The 15,106-nt window shown below is 66.4% G+C and carries 15 protein-coding genes; 5 read left to right on the top strand and 10 right to left on the bottom strand.

Going from position 1 to position 15,106, the window contains the following annotated elements:
* Positions 1–141 precede the first annotated feature (141 nt).
* From M8A51_RS02580 to M8A51_RS02595, 4 genes are all read right to left on the bottom strand, one after another.
* Complete coding sequence (locus tag M8A51_RS02580; RefSeq protein WP_251776568.1) at positions 142–1,071, bottom strand: MBL fold metallo-hydrolase; 930 nt, start codon at positions 1,069–1,071, stop codon at positions 142–144.
* The gene (locus M8A51_RS02585; RefSeq protein WP_251776569.1) at positions 1,068–1,472 is read right to left on the bottom strand and encodes a hypothetical protein; all 405 of its coding nucleotides are present in this window, start codon (positions 1,470–1,472) and stop codon (positions 1,068–1,070) included. The genes M8A51_RS02580 and M8A51_RS02585 overlap by 4 nt, the downstream gene beginning before the upstream one ends.
* Before the next feature lie 144 nt (positions 1,473–1,616).
* Positions 1,617–3,308, bottom strand: a complete 1,692-nt coding sequence (locus tag M8A51_RS02590) for a long-chain-fatty-acid--CoA ligase (protein WP_407062194.1) — start codon at positions 3,306–3,308, stop codon at positions 1,617–1,619.
* A gap of 63 nt (positions 3,309–3,371) precedes the next feature.
* Positions 3,372–4,106 carry an FFLEELY motif protein gene (locus tag M8A51_RS02595; protein WP_251776571.1) on the bottom strand — a complete coding sequence of 245 codons (735 nt, stop codon included), beginning with the start codon at positions 4,104–4,106 and terminating at the stop codon, positions 3,372–3,374.
* 85 nt (positions 4,107–4,191) lie between these two features.
* Between M8A51_RS02595 and M8A51_RS02600 the strand changes: the two genes are divergently transcribed.
* The 3 genes from M8A51_RS02600 to M8A51_RS02610 are packed head-to-tail and all read left to right on the top strand — an operon-like array spanning position 4,192 to position 7,268.
* Entirely contained in the window at positions 4,192–4,698 is a 507-nt protein-coding gene (locus M8A51_RS02600; protein WP_251776572.1) for a hypothetical protein, read from the top strand.
* Positions 4,699–4,702: 4 nt separating this feature from the next.
* Positions 4,703–6,316 (top strand): GMC family oxidoreductase, encoded by a 1,614-nt coding sequence (locus M8A51_RS02605; RefSeq protein ID WP_251776573.1) that lies wholly within the window; start codon positions 4,703–4,705, stop codon positions 6,314–6,316.
* A 4-nt stretch (positions 6,317–6,320) separates the two neighbouring features.
* Positions 6,321–7,268, top strand: coding sequence for an esterase/lipase family protein (locus tag M8A51_RS02610; protein WP_251776574.1), 948 nt, complete (start codon positions 6,321–6,323; stop codon positions 7,266–7,268).
* Here M8A51_RS02610 and M8A51_RS02615 read toward each other — a convergent pair.
* The 3 genes from M8A51_RS02615 to hppD form a co-directional block, all read right to left on the bottom strand.
* On the bottom strand, positions 7,166–7,939 hold the full coding sequence (locus tag M8A51_RS02615; RefSeq protein ID WP_251776575.1) for a hypothetical protein: 774 nt from the start codon (positions 7,937–7,939) through the stop codon (positions 7,166–7,168). The two genes, M8A51_RS02610 and M8A51_RS02615, sit on opposite strands and share 103 nt — an antisense overlap.
* A gap of 155 nt (positions 7,940–8,094) precedes the next feature.
* Entirely contained in the window at positions 8,095–8,991 is an 897-nt protein-coding gene (gene phhA / locus M8A51_RS02620) for a phenylalanine 4-monooxygenase (protein ID WP_251776576.1), read from the bottom strand.
* A gap of 17 nt (positions 8,992–9,008) precedes the next feature.
* Positions 9,009–10,127, bottom strand: coding sequence for a 4-hydroxyphenylpyruvate dioxygenase (gene hppD, locus M8A51_RS02625; RefSeq protein ID WP_251776577.1), 1,119 nt, complete (start codon positions 10,125–10,127; stop codon positions 9,009–9,011).
* 126 nt (positions 10,128–10,253) lie between these two features.
* Between hppD and M8A51_RS02630 the strand changes: the two genes are divergently transcribed.
* Both M8A51_RS02630 and M8A51_RS02635 read left to right on the top strand, forming a co-directional pair.
* Complete coding sequence (locus tag M8A51_RS02630) at positions 10,254–10,736, top strand: Lrp/AsnC family transcriptional regulator (protein ID WP_251776578.1); 483 nt, start codon at positions 10,254–10,256, stop codon at positions 10,734–10,736.
* Between the two features lie 190 nt (positions 10,737–10,926).
* The gene (locus M8A51_RS02635; protein ID WP_251776579.1) at positions 10,927–12,507 is read left to right on the top strand and encodes an alpha/beta hydrolase family protein; all 1,581 of its coding nucleotides are present in this window, start codon (positions 10,927–10,929) and stop codon (positions 12,505–12,507) included.
* Between the two features lie 21 nt (positions 12,508–12,528).
* Here M8A51_RS02635 and M8A51_RS02640 read toward each other — a convergent pair whose 3' ends face one another.
* From M8A51_RS02640 to M8A51_RS02650, 3 genes are all read right to left on the bottom strand, one after another.
* Positions 12,529–13,140 carry a methyltransferase domain-containing protein gene (locus M8A51_RS02640; protein WP_251777021.1) on the bottom strand — a complete coding sequence of 204 codons (612 nt, stop codon included), beginning with the start codon at positions 13,138–13,140 and terminating at the stop codon, positions 12,529–12,531.
* A 9-nt stretch (positions 13,141–13,149) separates the two neighbouring features.
* The gene (locus M8A51_RS02645) at positions 13,150–13,971 is read right to left on the bottom strand and encodes an HDOD domain-containing protein (RefSeq protein WP_251776580.1); all 822 of its coding nucleotides are present in this window, start codon (positions 13,969–13,971) and stop codon (positions 13,150–13,152) included.
* A gap of 92 nt (positions 13,972–14,063) precedes the next feature.
* Positions 14,064–15,089, bottom strand: a complete 1,026-nt coding sequence (locus M8A51_RS02650; RefSeq protein WP_251776581.1) for an ABC transporter substrate-binding protein — start codon at positions 15,087–15,089, stop codon at positions 14,064–14,066.
* Between the last annotated feature and the right edge of the window lie 17 nt (positions 15,090–15,106).

Here is a 15,106-nt window from a genome sequence, read left to right on the forward strand (position 1 = left end):
CCGAACAGGACAGTGAAACGCCTCAGCGCCGATGATAGTGCGGATTCCCGTGTGAAAGTAGGACATCGTCAGGCTATTACACCAGCAAACCCCCTCATTCCCAGTGAATGCAGGGGGTTTTTGCTTTGAGGCGACGATATATCAAGTATTGAAAACGACGCCGTTGCTCACTGTGACAGCGCGCGATTTCTGTAGCTCTTCAATAATTCGTTGCGACCAAGAAGCGTAGTTGATACCACGGAAATAGCGAGTGTGGATGAGCTGAAAGTAAGGCGTATCGGCCAGCCATCGGAGCATCTCGTCGAGAGGCTCTTGCTGCACTTCGAGCAGATGGAATTTGGCGAGTGCCTTGCCGGCGTACCAACCATGCTTGTCGGGCGATGCCTCGAAGCTCTCGAGGCGTCGATAAGCGCGCTCGAGCGCGGCCTCGACATCGCGGAAGGGCGAACCGTGCCCGGGAATCACGACCGTGCTGTCCAAAGCGGCAATGAGATCGAGGGTGGCACGAACTTCGCGGAAGGCGGTTTCCCCCTCGATTTCAGGGAACACGACACCAAAACCGTTCTGCCATAGCGCATCCGCGGAAATGAGCAATTGCTCTTCGGGCGAGAACAGCATGATCGAGTGCGGGTCGTGACCGGGGGCGGCCAGCACTTGCCAGTAGCGGCCGGCGATGTCGAACACATCGCCGGGCGCGACGACCTTGTCTACCTTGAAGCGTTCGCACCGCTGCCCGGTAGCTTCGTAGCTCAGCCGGGACATGTCCCATTGCGTTGCAGCTTCTGCTTCGCCAGGCGGGATGGCGACCCGGGCGCCAAACGCGCTTTGTAGCAGAGCATTCCCCCCGCAATGGTCGGAATGCAGATGGGTGTTGATGACTGTATGCAGACGCCGCCCGGCGAGATGACGGCGGACCAAAGCCACGGTCTGGGGGCCATGAGTGCAGTACCCGGAGTCCACCAGGGTGGTGGGCTCGCCCGGGGCCCCGCTCAGCACGACATTGTTGGACGAGAGCCAGCCGCGTTCCAACACCGCAACGCCGATGGGCAGGGTGACCGTGAGTGAGGTCACGAGCGCTTGTGCTGGGCGGACGCCGTCGGTTCGTCGAGACCGTAGCGGCGCGACTGGAGCGCGACGGTGGCTTGTGCAAAGGCGCGATGCAAGGTGTCGCAACCGCCGTTGAACAGCACCCGCCGGCCCCGCTCGGACGTCAGAAGCAGCCGCGGCGGGATCAGCCAGGCGAGGTAGGGCAGCCCCATAAAACGGGCCGATTTCACCTCGTCCCATTGCATTTGCTTGCGCCACAACCAGCTTTGGGAAATGCCGTCGCTCGTGAGCGTGGTCTTCCCGGTGAAGAAATGCCAGTAACCGGCGAGCATCACGACAACGCAGGCAAGCATCGCAAGCTGCACCCAGGTGTCCAGGCGCGCATAGCCCGCTCTCACCGGCTCTTGCGCCATCAGCAAGGCCATCCAGGACAAGAAGGCGCCCGTCAGCAATCGCACGGTCCAGCCGAACGAGGGGCCGCTGACGGGCAAGTGCAGGCCCTCTTGGGCAAGCGCGGTTTCTATCGGAGGCACAGAGCGACGGGAAGGCGGGACCATGCCGTCATTGTGTCAGGCCGCTCCGCGCAATTCGCGGCGGAGGATCTTGCCGACATTGGTTTTCGGGAGATCGTCGCGAAACTCGATGTACTTCGGGCGCTTGTAGCCGGTGAAATTTTCGCGGCAGAACTCGGCAAGGTCTTCTTCGGCCAGCGTCGGATCCTTCTTGACGACGAAGAGCTTGACGGCCTCGCCGGACTTCGCGTCGGGTACACCGACCGCCGCGCACTCGAGCACGCCGGGGTGGCAGTTGACCACCTGTTCGATCTCGTTCGGGTAGACGTTGAAGCCGGAGACGAGAATCATGTCCTTCTTGCGGTCGACGATTTTCACGTAGCCGCGAGCATCCATGACGCCGACGTCGCCGGACTTGAAGAAACCGTCGGGCGTCATGACCTTGGCGGTTTCGTCGGGGCGGTTCCAATAGCCGGCCATGACCTGGGGGCCGCGGATGCAGATCTCGCCCGGCTCGCCGATCGGCACGTCGCGACCGTCGTCGTCGCGGATGGCGATGTCGGTCGACGGAATCGGCAGCCCGATGGTGCCGGTGAACTCCTTGAGATCGAGCCGGTTGCTGGTGGCGACCGGCGACGTCTCACTCAAGCCGTAGCCCTCGACCACCGGACAGCCGGTGATCTTCAGCCACTTCTCGGCGGTCGCCTGCTGTACCGCCATGCCGCCGCCGTTGCTGACCACCAGTTCAGAGAAATCGAGCCGTGCGAACTCGGGGTCGTTTGCCATCGCGTTGAATAGCGTGTTGACCGCGGGGAACATGTTGATGCGGTGCTTCTGCAGGGTCTTGATGAAGCCCGGGATGTCTCGAGGATTGGGGATGAGCAGGTTCATCGTGCCCATCCGGGCGCCCATCATGTAGCAGACGGTGAGCGCGAAGATGTGATACAGCGGCAACGCGCAGACGATGGTCAACTGCTTGTCGCCCACCTTGTCGAGCATGGGTTTGAACCAGGCCTCGGTCTGGAGGATGTTGGCGGTGACGTTGCGGTGCGTCAGCGTCGCTCCTTTGGACACGCCTGTCGTGCCCCCGGTGTACTGCAGGAACGCGACGTCGTCGGGGCGCAGCTTCGGCCGGTGCAGCGAACGCCGCGTGCCGTCGGCCAGCGCGGCGTTGAAGCGTGTGACGGTGCGCCCCTCGCCCATCGGCAACTTGAACTCGGGCACCATCTTGCGCACGTGTCGCACGACGAAGTTGACCAGGGCACCTTTCCAGAACCCCAGCATGTCGCCCATTGCGGCGAGCACGACGTGTTTGACGGGTGTGCGGCTGATGACCTCCTGCAGCGTGGTGGCGAAGTTCTCGAGGATGATGATGGCTTCGGCGCCGGAGTCCTTGAGCTGGTGTTCCAGTTCGCGTGCGGTGTACAGCGGGTTGACGTTGACGACCGTGAAGCCGGCACGCAGGACGGCAGCGATCGCCACCGGGTACTGCAGGACGTTGGGCATCATGAGCGCGACGCGTGCGCCGCGCTGCAGCCCTTGCTGCTGCAGCCAGGCACCCAGCGCACCGGACATCTCGTCGATGTCGCGGAAGGTGATGGCAACGTCCATGCACATGGCGGCACGGCGCGACGCGTACTTGCGGAACGATTCCTCCAGCAGGTCGGGCAGCGAGTCGTACTGCTGGCTGTCGATCTCGGCGGGCACATTCGGCGGGTAGTGGTTCAGCCAGGGCTTGGACGCGGTCACTGCTACTCCATGCAAGGTGGGTTCGTAAGGTGGGCCCATTGTTCTTATCGAACGATCGTTCGCCTACGGTAGTTGCACTAACGGATCGTCGCCGGCGCGACTGGGAGCTGTCGCCGCGGCGACAGCGTCGGGCGAGAACAGGCGCTCGACCAGCGCGCGCTCCCGCGATGCGATGGTGTGGAGAAATTCACGCGCTCCGCGCATGGCCTTGAAGGACTCGAGGCCCGCCTCGAGAAAGCGCTGCAGGTCCTGCAAGCCGGCCGCCTTCGCCGGACCGCGCATCATGCGCAGCGTGGTGGCCCACATCGGCTTGCGCGTGTAGTGTTCCAGCGCGTGACCGATCTCGAGCATCAGGTCGATCTGTCTGACCCGTTCGGTGGAGGCGGCTGTGGCCTGCCACGCGAGCACATAGTCGGCCGGCCGGATCTGGGCGGATGGCAAGGCGCCCGCCATCGCGGTATCGAGCCGCTCGGACAGGGCATGCAGGGCTGCGAGGAGGCGTACCGTGTCAACCACGCCCTCGGGAAACAGCTTGACCATCGTGGGCACGATGCGGGCGAACTGCTCGTCGCGCGTGCTGAAGTCTTCGGGGCCGTACAACTCGTCGAGAAAAAAACGCGCCGCGCCCGCATAACGCGGCATCGCAAGCAGGTCGGCATAGGTGTTGCAAAAGCGTTGCTGCTGATAGCGCTTCAGTGCGTGGACCTTTGCGGGGAGGACCCCACCGCGCTGGCGCAGCGCGCGCTGGTCGAACACGCTTTGAAGATGCTGCAGGATCTCTCGGGCGGCGTCGGGCATGGCGCGGTGTCTCGGGTTTTTCTGAGGCTGAAATAGATCGCAGCCCCTAAGGCGCGACTGCGGAATAATGCAACACTCGCTTGCGATGGAACGCAGAACCCTACTGAGGCTCGGTCTCGGCTCGGCCGTGCTGCTCGCGCTGGCCGGGGGCGGCGCGGCGCTGCTGCGCCCGGGCCTGGAAGGCGTCCGGCTGACACGTGCGGGGCGAGAGGTATTGCGCGCCGTGACCCTGGCGGTGCTCGATGGCAGCCTGCCTCAGGCTGCTGCCGCGCGCGAGCAGGAACTGGCGCGACAGATCGCCCGTGTCGAAGAGTTCGTCTCGGCGCTGCCGCGTGCCACCCGGAGCGAACTTTCGCAGCTCGTCGGTCTCCTGGGCACGGCGCCCGGGCGCGTGGCGCTGGCGGGACTCCACGCGGACTGGACCGAGGCGAGCGTGCCCGATGTGCAACAAGCACTGGAGTCGATGCGGCAGTCTCGGCTCGAGCTGCGGCGGCAGGCTTATCACGCGCTGCGCGACATCACCAACGGCACGTTCTATGCCGTGCCCGAGCATTGGGCGCTGATGGGTTACCCGGGCCCGCCTGACCTGTGACGCGATGAGCAAGCTTCCCGATCCGATCAAGCAAGGACTCGCGCGCGGATGGCGTGTGGCCGGCGGCACGCACGGCGTGCTGCCTGCGCGCATTCAGTGCGACGTCGCCATCGTCGGCTCGGGAGCAGGCGCTGGCGTCACCGCTGAACTGCTCGTGAAGGCGGGCCTCGACGTCGTGATCGTCGAGGAAGGGCCGCTGAAGAGCAGTAGCGACTTCAACCAGCGCGAGAGCGAGGCCTACACCGCGCTGTACCAGGAAAGTGCTGCCCGCAAGACTGTCGACAAGGCGATCACCGTGCTGCAGGGGCGCTGCGTCGGCGGCTCGACGACGATCAATTGGACCAGCTCGTTTCGCACGCCCGACGAGACACTGGAGTTCTGGCAGCGTCACTTCGGATTGCGCGAGCTGACGCCGCAGGCGATGAGTCCGTGGTTCGCGCAGGCCGAGCGTCGGCTGAAGATCGGCCCCTGGCTGGTGGCGCCGAACGAGAACAACGACCTGCTCCGGCGCGGTGCAGGCAAGCTGGGCATGGCGGCACCTGCCATCCTGCGCAATGTCGAAGGATGCTGGAACCTTGGCTCCTGTGGCATGGGCTGCCCGACGAACGCGAAGCAGTCGATGCTGGTCACGACGATCCCCGCGGCGCTGGACGGTGGTGCGCGCCTGTTCGTCGAGACGCGAGCGCAGCAGTTCGAACATGCGCGCGGCCGCATCGGTGCGCTGGTGTGCCTGCCGGTGCGACCGAACGGCGAGCCGGCGAGCCGGCAAGCCATGCGCATCGTTGCCAAGCACTACGTGGTCGCGGGCGGGGCGATCAACTCGCCGGCACTGCTGTTGCGTTCCGGGCTGCCCGACCCGCATGAGCGGCTGGGCATTCGCACTTTCTTGCACCCGGTGGTGATTTCTGCGGCCAGCTTCGAGCAGAAGGTCGAGGGCTGGCAGGGCGCGCCGCAGACGATCTACACCGATCACTTCCTGGGCACGCAGCCGATAGACGGGCCGATCGGCTACAAGCTGGAAGCGCCGCCGCTGCACCCGGTGATCTTCGCGTCGACGTTTGCGGGGTATGGGCGCGAGCAGGCGCAGATGCTGGCCGACTTCCCGCACACGCAGGCGCTGTTGGCGCTGCTGCGCGACGGCTTCCATGAGGCATCGCCGGGTGGCCGGGTGCGCCTGCGCAGCGACGGGACGCCGGAACTCGACTACCGGCTCACGCCGTTCGTGATGGACGGCGCTCGCCGCGCGCTGCTCAGCATGGCGGAGATCCAGTTCGCGGCCGGCGCGAAGACGGTGGTGCCGGTGCACGAGCAGGCGCGGCCGTACGGCTCGTGGGCCGAAGCGCGCGAGGCGATCGGCGCGCTCGCCATGGAGCCGCTGCGCGCTCGCGTGGTCAGCGCGCACGTGATGGGCGGCTGCGGCATGGCCGGCAACGAAAGGCTGGGCGTGGTGCAGCCCGACGGCCGGCACTGGCAGGTCGACAACCTCAGCGTGCACGATGGCTCGTTGTTCCCGACCAGCATCGGCGCCAACCCGCAGTTGTCGATCTACGGGCTCGCCGCCAAGCTGGCGACGCAGCTGGCACAGCGGCTGAACGGGCGCGACGTGGTGCTGGCCTGAACCGATGCTCGCGCGACTTCAGCAGTGCATCACGCTGTTCTTGCTGGCCGCTGCCGCGGCCTGGGCTGCATGGGCGCTTGCGCTGGACCGGCCGTGGTTCGCGGTCGGCGGTGCCGCCTTGATCGTGTTCGGCTACGCGCTCGTGCTGGGCCTCGAGTTCGTGATGATTTCAGTGGTCAACCGAGGCGACGCCGCGCCCCGGGCCACAGCAATGCAGTTGTTGCGCGCGTGGTGGGGCGAGGCGACCGCCGCTCCGCGCGTCTTCTGCTGGTGGCAGCCCTTCTTCGCCGAGGCCGTGCCGGATAACCCGGGCGCGCCGGGGCAACGCGGCATGGTGCTGGTGCATGGATTCGTCTGCAACCGTGGCTTCTGGACGCCTTGGCTGCGCCGGCTGCGCGAGCGCGGCGTTCCGTTCGTCGCGGTCAGCCTCGAGCCGGTGTTCGGCGGCATCGAGCGCTACCCGGCGATCATCGAAGAAGCGGTGCGGCGGCTCGAGGCGCACACCGGATGCGCGCCCGTGGTGGTGTGCCACAGCATGGGCGGCCTGGCCGCACGCGCCTGGATGCGCGACTTCGACGGCGACCGGCGCGTGCACCGGGTCGTGACGATCGGCACCCCGCACCGTGGCACCTTCCTCGGCCGTTACGGTCGCACGCCCAACACGCGGCAGATGCGTCAAGGTAGTGGCTGGCTGCAGCAGCTCGCGGCACAGGAGCCACCGCAGCGGTATCGCCGCTTTACCTGCTTCTACGGGCACTGCGACAACATCGTGTTCCCCGCATCGACGGCGACGCTGCCCGGCGCCGACAACCGGCACATCGCCGGCATCGCGCACGTCGACATGGCGTTTCACCCGGAGGTGTTCAACGACGTGCTGGCCTTGCTGGCTTCGCCGCCTTCGACGGCCCCAGCCGAAAGCGCGCCCCCCGGCGCCGGTGCACCGACGCGGTAGGCCAGCCAGGCGGCCGCCAAAGCCGACAGCAGCGGGCCGGACGTGGGCGCGCCGAGAGCCTCGGCCAGCAGTGCCAGGGCGTAGAGAGACAGCACGGCATACCAGTCGCGTGCCGTGGTGACGTGGCCGGGCAGCCGCACGGCCCCGGCGGGCATCAGCAGCAACGGCAGCCATTGCAGCAGCAGGTGGCCGCGCAGGTCGCCTGCGCCATGGCTGATCTCGCCGACCAGCCAGTGGCAGGCCGACAGCGTGGCGAGGGAGAGGCCCAGGGTCAGCAACGGCCAACGCGCCCAACGGGCATCGACTCGCTCGGCTAGAAAGGCGCACATGAGCGATGCGCTGGTCCAGCCGGTGCCGAGGTGGACGATGAACAGGGAGGCTTCGTCCAGCGTGCGGCGGTAGTGCCCGACGGCCGGGCCGGTCAACGCGACGGCGACGAAGAAGAGGGTCCAGGCCGTGGAGGCGGGGCGTCCCTCGAGACGCCGCAACCCGTACAGGCCCGCGGCGACCATCGCCAGCGGGCCGAACAGCAGCAACGCCTGCGGCAGCGCGTCCGTGCGGGCCGCGGGCGGCAGCACCACGGGACCCCAGGCGAGCAGGCCGGTCATCAATGCGAAGATCATCGACGCGAGCAGTGCGATCGCGCATCGCTGGGGCAGGTGAGCGTTCATGGCCGGGTCCTCCGCGGCGGCCGGTGCGCGGTGAGCGCCAAGGCCGCGTGAACTGCATCGAAGGATGCAGTGTCGGCCTGCGCGAGGACGCGAACAATCGCTCTTTGAGGGGGGATGTGCCCCTCCGATGGGGGGACACATCCCCCGCGGCCGGTTCAGGCGGCCGGCGGGATACGCTCCTCGTGCGGCAGCACGCGGCCCGCGTCGATTTCTTCCTGGGCACGCACCGCGGCGTAGAGCGGCGTGAAATCCGGCGCGGTGGCGTCGAACAGTTGCTGGAAGGAGTCGATGACGAAGTAGCTGGCCTGGTAGGTGTCGATCTTGTAGCGCGTGCGCATGATGCGCGTCAGGTCGAACGGCACTCGGCTGGGCTCGGGCGACCGCACGCTGTAGCGCAGCTCGCCGGCCGACGACAGGATGCCGGCGCCGTAGGCGCGCACGCCGTCGGGCGTGCGGATGAGCCCGAACTCCACCGTGTACCAGTACAACCGCGCCAGCAGTTCGCAAGCGTCCAGCCGGCTGGCCTTCAAGCCGCCGGCGCCATAGGCCTGCATGTAGTCGGCGAACACCGGATTGAACAGCAGCGGCACGTGCCCGAAGAGATCGTGAAAGACGTCGGGCTCGACGACGTAGTCGAACTCTTCGGGCTTGCGGATCCAGCCGGTGACCGGGAAGCGGCGTTCCGACAGCAGCTTGAAGAAGGCCTCTTCCGGAATGAGGCCGGGCACCGCCACGACTTCCCAGCGGGTGCTGCGATACAGCCGGTCGCTGAGTTCGTCGAAGCGCGGGATGCGCTGCGGGGTGCCGAGGTGCTGCACCGCCTCGATGAACTCGGTGCACGCCAGCCCTGGCAACTGGGCTGCCTGGCGCTCGTACAGCCGGCGATAGAGCTCGTGGTCTTGCGCGGTGTAGGCAGCCCAGTCTTGCTCGCAGGTGTAGTCGGCCCGTGCACGGGCATAGTCGCCGCGCGGCGGGCGGTCGCCCTGGCCGTAGGTCACGGGCGCGACGCCCTGGTTGACGCCGCTGTGATGGTCGATCGCCTGGCTTTGCATCGCGTGTGCCTCGTGCTTCAGTGGGCCGGCTGGTCTGCAGTCTTCAGCACGCCGCGGCGCATCTGATCGAGCTCCATGGTCTCGAACAGTGCCTTGAAATTGCCTTCGCCGAAGCCTTCGTTGCCCTTGCGCTGGATGAACTCGAAGAAGATCGGGCCGAGCTGGTTTTCGCTGAAGATCTGCAGCAGCAGCTCGTCGGGCGTGCCGTCGACGAGGATGTTGCGCTGCTGCAGCGCGGCGACGTCTTCACTCAGGCCCGGGATGCGCTTGGGCAGCAGTTCGTAGTAGGTGGCGCTGGTGTTCAGCAGCTTGACGCCTTTCATCTGCAAGGCGTCGACGGTGTCGTACAGGTTGGTCGAGCCGAGCGCGATGTGCTGGATGCCTTCGCCGTGATACATGTCCAGGTATTCCTGGATCTGGCCGGCCTTGTCGTTGCCCTCTTCGTTGATGGGGATGCGGATCTTGCCGCACGGGCTCGTCATGGCCTTGCTCTTGACGCCGGTCGCCTGGCCTTCGATGTCGAAGTAGCGGACTTCGCGGAAGTTGAACAGGCGTTCGTAGAAGTCGGCCCATTCCTTCATGCGGCCCCGGTGCACGTTGTGCGTCAGGTGGTCGATGTAGGTGAGGCCATGGCCTTGCGGGTTGAGGTCGGCCCCGGAGTCCGTGGAAAGCGGCTCGAAGTCGACGTCATAGAAGCCGATGTTGCCGATGTCGCCGGCCGCTGCGCCGTTCTTGCCGCGCCAGCGGTCGACCAGATAGATCAGCGAGTCGCCGATGCCCTTGATCGCCGGAATGTTCAGCTCACCCGGGCCGGCCTGGTTGGCGAAGCCCCACGCACCGAGTCCGGTCGCGCGGGCATAAGCCTTGGCGGCGTCCTGCACGCGAAAGGCGATCGCGCAGATGCTGGGCCCGTGCAGGCGCGCAAAGCGCTGCGCGAACGAGTCGGGCTCGGCATTGAGGATGAAGTTGATCTCCCCCTGCCGGTACAACGTGACGTTCTTGTGGCGGTGCTTCGCGATCGCCTTGAAGCCCATGCGCTCGAACAGCTGGCCCATGGCGACCGGGTCCGGCGCGGCGTACTCGATGAATTCGAAACCATCGGTGCCCATCGGGTTGTCCCAGGGGGTGAATTGCATAAGGGTCTCCAGCGTCGCAGATGAGGTTTGAGATGAATCAAAACTGTAGGTGCCGGTGGTCGCAGTTTTCCTGCAAATTGCGCTTGCAGGGGCGACATGACGCAGGGAAGGTGCAAGAATCGGTGTATGACGACACCATTGGAGCTTGATGCCATCGACAGGCGCATCCTTCGAGCGCTGCAAGTCGATGGGCGCATGACCTATGACCAGCTGGCCGGCCAGGTCAACCTGTCGCCGTCGGCCACCCTGCGGCGGGTCAAGCGGCTCGAAGAGGCTGGAGCGATCGCGGGCTATGTCGCCGTGGTGCCGCCGGAACGGGTCGGGCTGGGGCTGACGGCCTACATCAACGTGCGGTTGGAAAAACACACCGAGACGCACAAACGCAATCCGATGGACTTGTTCCGTGCCGCGGTGCAGACCTGGCCCGAGGTGGTGGAATGCGCCGCGCTGACCGGCGAAATGGACTACCTGCTGCGTGTGGTCGTCGAGGACATGGCGCACTACTCGCGCTTCATCATGGACACGCTGCTCAAGCACCCCAGCGTCGAGGACTGCAAGACCAGCTTCGTGCTCGACCGCGTCAAGAACACCACTGTCGTGCCGGTGTAAACCCCCGCTGCCTGATGTCGCCCTCGCGACAGTGGCGATGCTGCACCAGTGAAATATTTCACGCAAGCGATCGTCCTCGCTTGCTTCGTCTTCCGCTGTCACGGTGTGTTGTCGCCGGTGCGGGAGGCCCGTTTGCTCCAGCGAGCGCGGCGCTGCTTTCCCTCAACGACACGACACAGGAGACAAGGCAATGACAGGCAGGTGGTTCGTCCGATGGAAGACGGCCGCTGCGCTCACGAGCGCGGCGGTCTGGTTGAGTGCGTGCGGCGGCGGCGATGCCCCGAGCGAAACCGCGCAGAGCGCCGAAGCGCAGTACGAGCAGACGCTGGCCGCTGAACTCGAGACGGCGGCCAGGCTCAGCTGCCCATGGGCCGGCGAGCGCGAGCAGGGGCAGGGGCTCGACGCGAGCGCTGCGTTCTGGAAGCGCTGCGCCGAAGAACCGCGTCCGCACGACGAACGCAGCTTCACCGTCAACGAGGCAGCGCTGCCGTTCGGCCCGCTGGCCGGCACTGCCGTCGAGACCGACCGTTGGCACGGGGTACTGGGCAAGGCGGGCTACCGCGTCGAGGTGCCGAAGAACTGGAATGGCAAGCTGGTCATGTACGCGCACGGCTATGCCGGCACCGGCGAACTGCTGAACGTGAGCAACCCGTCGATCCGCAGGCACCTGATCGAGAACGGCTACGCCTGGGCGGCTTCGAGCTACAGCGCCAACTACTACGACGTGCGCGCCGGCGTGGAAGACACGAACGCGCTGGCGCTGGCCTTCAACCGCATCGCGCGCGACAACGGCCGCCCGCTGCCCCGGCCGCGCAAGGTCTACATCATCGGCCACTCGATGGGCGGACACATCACCGGCGCGGCCATCGAGCTGGAAACCTTGCTGACCGCGCGTCACAAGGTGCGCTACGACGGCGCCGTGCCGATGTGCGGCGTGATGGGCGACACCGAGCTGTTCGACTACTTCGTTGCCTATCAGCTGGCCGCACAGCAGCTCGCCGGCTTCCCGGCCGACAGCTTCCCCAGCGACGACTGGTCGGTGCTGGCGCCGCAGGTGCGGGCTGCGCTGTTCAGCACCTTCTCGACGGTGCAGACCGCACAGGGCCTGAAGCTCAAGGCGGTGGTCGAGAACCTCACCGGCGGCAAGCGGCCGATCTTCGACGAGGGCTATGCCAACACCGGGCTGCAGAACGTCGTCTGGGGCACCTTCGGCGGTGACGGCACGGTCAACGGCATCCTGACGAAGAACGTGACCGACACGCGTCGCATCGTCTACCAGTTCGACAGCGACCCGGCACTGTCGGCCGAGGAGCAGGCGTTCAACGCAGCCATCCTGAAGGTGTCGCCCGAGCCGTGGGCGAACCGGCTGCGCTGGGACGGCGTGCGCTGGATCCCCCAGGTCAACGGCTGGTTCCGGGTGCCGGTGGTGTCGCTGCACACGCTGGGCGACATGTACGTGCCCTTCCACATGCAGCAGATCTATCGCCAGCGCGCCCAGGCCGGCCACAGCAGCCGCTGGCTGGTGCAGCGGGCCATTCGCGCGCCCAGTCACTGCGATTTCACGGTCGCCGAGCAGGTGGAGGCTTTCGAGGCGATGACCTTGTGGGAGCAGCGCGGCATCAAGCCAGCGGGCGACGACGTGCTGACGCCTTCGACCGTGGCCGACCCGGCTTACGGGTGCCGCTTCACGGTCAACGCCGGAGGCCCGGACGACAACCCCGTGACGGTGGGCACGCGCGCCTTGATGCCGGCCTGTCCGAGCGGCGGCTGACGCTGGGCATGGTGCGCCGCATCAGCGGCGCACCAGCATGACGGCCAGCTCGGCAACGCCCATCGGATGCGGCACGCGCGGGTAGGGCGGCCGGGGCCACTGCCATTGCGGCTCTGGGAACAACGCGCGCATGCCGTGGACGTCGCAGTGGTAGGGCGGGCCTTCGATCAGGCCATCGGCGGCGCCGGTGCGCAGCGTTTGCATGAACAGCGCCAGCAATCGGCCGCCGGGGCGCAGCCAGCGATGCAACTGAGCGGCGTAGCCCGTCCACTGGTCGGGGTGCAGCGCGCACAGGCAGGTCTGCTCATAGATGGCGTCGAACGGCTCGACCGGCTGCCATTGCAGCACGTCGGCCTGCTCGACGCGGGCGGTCTGTCCGGGCTCGGCCAGCAGTGAGCGGGTGCGTTGCACGGCCGCATCGGCGTAGTCGAGTGCGGTCACTTCGTGGCCGGCAGCGGCCAGTTCGGCCACTTCCCACCCCGAACCGCAGCCCGGTACGGCGATGCGCAGGGAGGACGCCGCCAGTTCAGCGCCCAACCACACGCGCAGCTGGGGACTGGCGCTTGCGCGATCCCACGGCGTGTGGCGTGACTCGAACCTGGTTTGCCAGAAATCTCGCGTAGGGCCGGCTATGCGCCGATGTTAGCTGTCGAGCTCGACCACCTTGTTGTAGGCGGCCGCCTCGGACAGGTTGAGCAGCTCGGCGATCTCGGTGATGTCGTCGGGGATCGCCGCGTTGTCCCAGTCGTCCTGGGTGTGGCGGGCCAGCCGGATCGCTAGCGCGACGTTGCGCACCTGCGGCTGGTCGGCATGGCGATCGTCAGTGACCCGGATCAGGATCTCCGGCAGGCGCCAGGCACGCATCAAGGCCTGCTCCACGTCGGCCAGCGGCACGTTGAGCACGTCGCGTTGTGCCGCTGCCGAGCGCAAGGCCGGGTTCTCGCGCTGGCGGCGCTGGATCTCCAGCGCCAATGCAGGGGCATGGCACCACAGCAGCAGCTCGACGAAGTCGTGCAGCAGTGCTGCGGCATGCAGCACCGGAGCGTCGGTGTCCATGCGGTGCACGGCGAAGCCGAGCGAGAAGGTGGCTGCACGGTAGGTGCGCCGCAGCACGCTTTCGAGGCCGGCGCGCGCCTCGGGCTGGTCCCACAGCAGGTCTTCGGTGGTCAATGGCTGCGCGAAGGCGCGGAAAAACGGCGAGATGCCCAGGAACACCAGCGCGGCGGTGACGGTTTCGGCCGAGCCCTCGAAGCGCTGCGGGCGCACCTTGCCGATGTGCACCAGCAGCTTCAGCGTCATCAGCGGATCGCCGCTGACCATCTGCGCAATCGTGTGCGCATCGACCTCGTCTTCTATCGAATGGAGTGCCTCGATGGCTCGTGCCGTGCCGGGCAGCACCGGAACTTCCGCATCGCGGAAGTACGCCGTCCAGGCGGCGAGATCGGGCAGTGCGTGCAACAACATGTAAGGGCCAGAGGCGGGTCGTTCGGTATACGGACTATCGGCACGCCGGGCACCCGCTTGAGTGGGGTAAACACCAACAGCGGGCGGCGGTCTCACTTGCCGCCAAGCCGACGTTTCACGTCCATCCCCACCTGCTTGTTGACGAACTGCAGCGTCGCAACCTGGCTCAAGTCGACCTCGCCTTGCTGGTAGAGGCCGGCCTTGACCATCTTCGCGTAGAAGTCCTGGATGCGTGCGGCACTCATCGCACCGATGCCGCTACGCAGTGCGTCGCCGGAGTCGACGACCCCTTGCTGCTTCATCAGTGCCACCGAGGCTTCGAGTTCGGCCTCGGTCATTTCCGGGTTGTCGCGCTGCATCGCCGCGTTGGCCGCCTTGCGGTCGCCGTACAGGTAGTTGTACCAGCCGACGATGGACGCATCGACGAACCGCTGCACGAGTTCAGGCTGGTTGCGCACGGTGTCGGTGCGGGCCTCGATGACGGTGGAGTAGGTCGAGAAGCCGTGGTCTGCCAGCAGGTGCACCACCGGCTTGAATCGGCCCTGGTTCTCGACGTAGATCGGCTCGGCGACCGAATAGCCCTGCTGAATGGCCTTCTTTTGGGCGAGAAAGGGGCCGAGGTTGTAGTTGTACGGCTTGAGCTGCTCGTCGCGGAAGCCATGCTCGGCCTTCAGCCACTGCCACCAGGTGAACTGCGCGTCCTTCGCGATCAGTGCCACCGGTGCATTCTTCAGCGCGTCGAATGGCTCGTAGCCTTGGCCGGGGTGGGCGATGAGCGCTTGCGGGTCTTTCTGGAACATGGCGGCGACCACAACCACCGGCAGCCCGTTTTTCACGTTGTCGAACGAGTGCAACAGGTTGCCGGTCATCAGGAAGTCGATCTTGCCGGCCGGCAGCAACGGGCGGTTGTTCATCTGTGGGCCGCCCTGCTGGATCGTTACCTCGAGTCCGTACTTGCGATAGGTGCCGTCGGCCGCGGCTTGGTAGAAGCCGCCGTGCGCGGCCTGGGCCTTCCAGTTGGTCGCGAAGGTCACCTTGTCCTGCGCGAAGGCGGTGCCGGTGCCCAGCAGCACCAGCAGGGCGGCGCGTCTCAGGAGACGGATCGTCGTCGAGGTCATGAAAGCTCCCATATCGA

This window comes from Caldimonas mangrovi (genome assembly GCF_023721835.1).
GTDB classification, from domain to species: Bacteria; Pseudomonadota; Gammaproteobacteria; order Burkholderiales; family Burkholderiaceae_C; genus Caldimonas; species Caldimonas mangrovi.

Coding starts and splice junctions, on each gene's coding strand:
- M8A51_RS02585 (WP_251776569.1), bottom strand. CDS start 1,472: ATGGCCTTGCTGATGGCGCAAGAGCCGGTGAGAGCGGGCTATGCGCGC.
- M8A51_RS02595 (WP_251776571.1), bottom strand. CDS start 4,106: ATGCCCGACGCCGCCCGAGAGATCCTGCAGCATCTTCAAAGCGTGTTC.
- M8A51_RS02600 (WP_251776572.1), top strand. CDS start 4,192: ATGGAACGCAGAACCCTACTGAGGCTCGGTCTCGGCTCGGCCGTGCTG.
- M8A51_RS02605 (WP_251776573.1), top strand. CDS start 4,703: ATGAGCAAGCTTCCCGATCCGATCAAGCAAGGACTCGCGCGCGGATGG.
- M8A51_RS02610 (WP_251776574.1), top strand. CDS start 6,321: ATGCTCGCGCGACTTCAGCAGTGCATCACGCTGTTCTTGCTGGCCGCT.
- M8A51_RS02615 (WP_251776575.1), bottom strand. CDS start 7,939: ATGAACGCTCACCTGCCCCAGCGATGCGCGATCGCACTGCTCGCGTCG.
- phhA (WP_251776576.1), bottom strand. CDS start 8,991: ATGCAAAGCCAGGCGATCGACCATCACAGCGGCGTCAACCAGGGCGTC.
- hppD (WP_251776577.1), bottom strand. CDS start 10,127: ATGCAATTCACCCCCTGGGACAACCCGATGGGCACCGATGGTTTCGAA.
- M8A51_RS02630 (WP_251776578.1), top strand. CDS start 10,254: ATGACGACACCATTGGAGCTTGATGCCATCGACAGGCGCATCCTTCGA.
- M8A51_RS02635 (WP_251776579.1), top strand. CDS start 10,927: ATGACAGGCAGGTGGTTCGTCCGATGGAAGACGGCCGCTGCGCTCACG.
- M8A51_RS02645 (WP_251776580.1), bottom strand. CDS start 13,971: ATGTTGTTGCACGCACTGCCCGATCTCGCCGCCTGGACGGCGTACTTC.
- M8A51_RS02650 (WP_251776581.1), bottom strand. CDS start 15,089: ATGACCTCGACGACGATCCGTCTCCTGAGACGCGCCGCCCTGCTGGTG.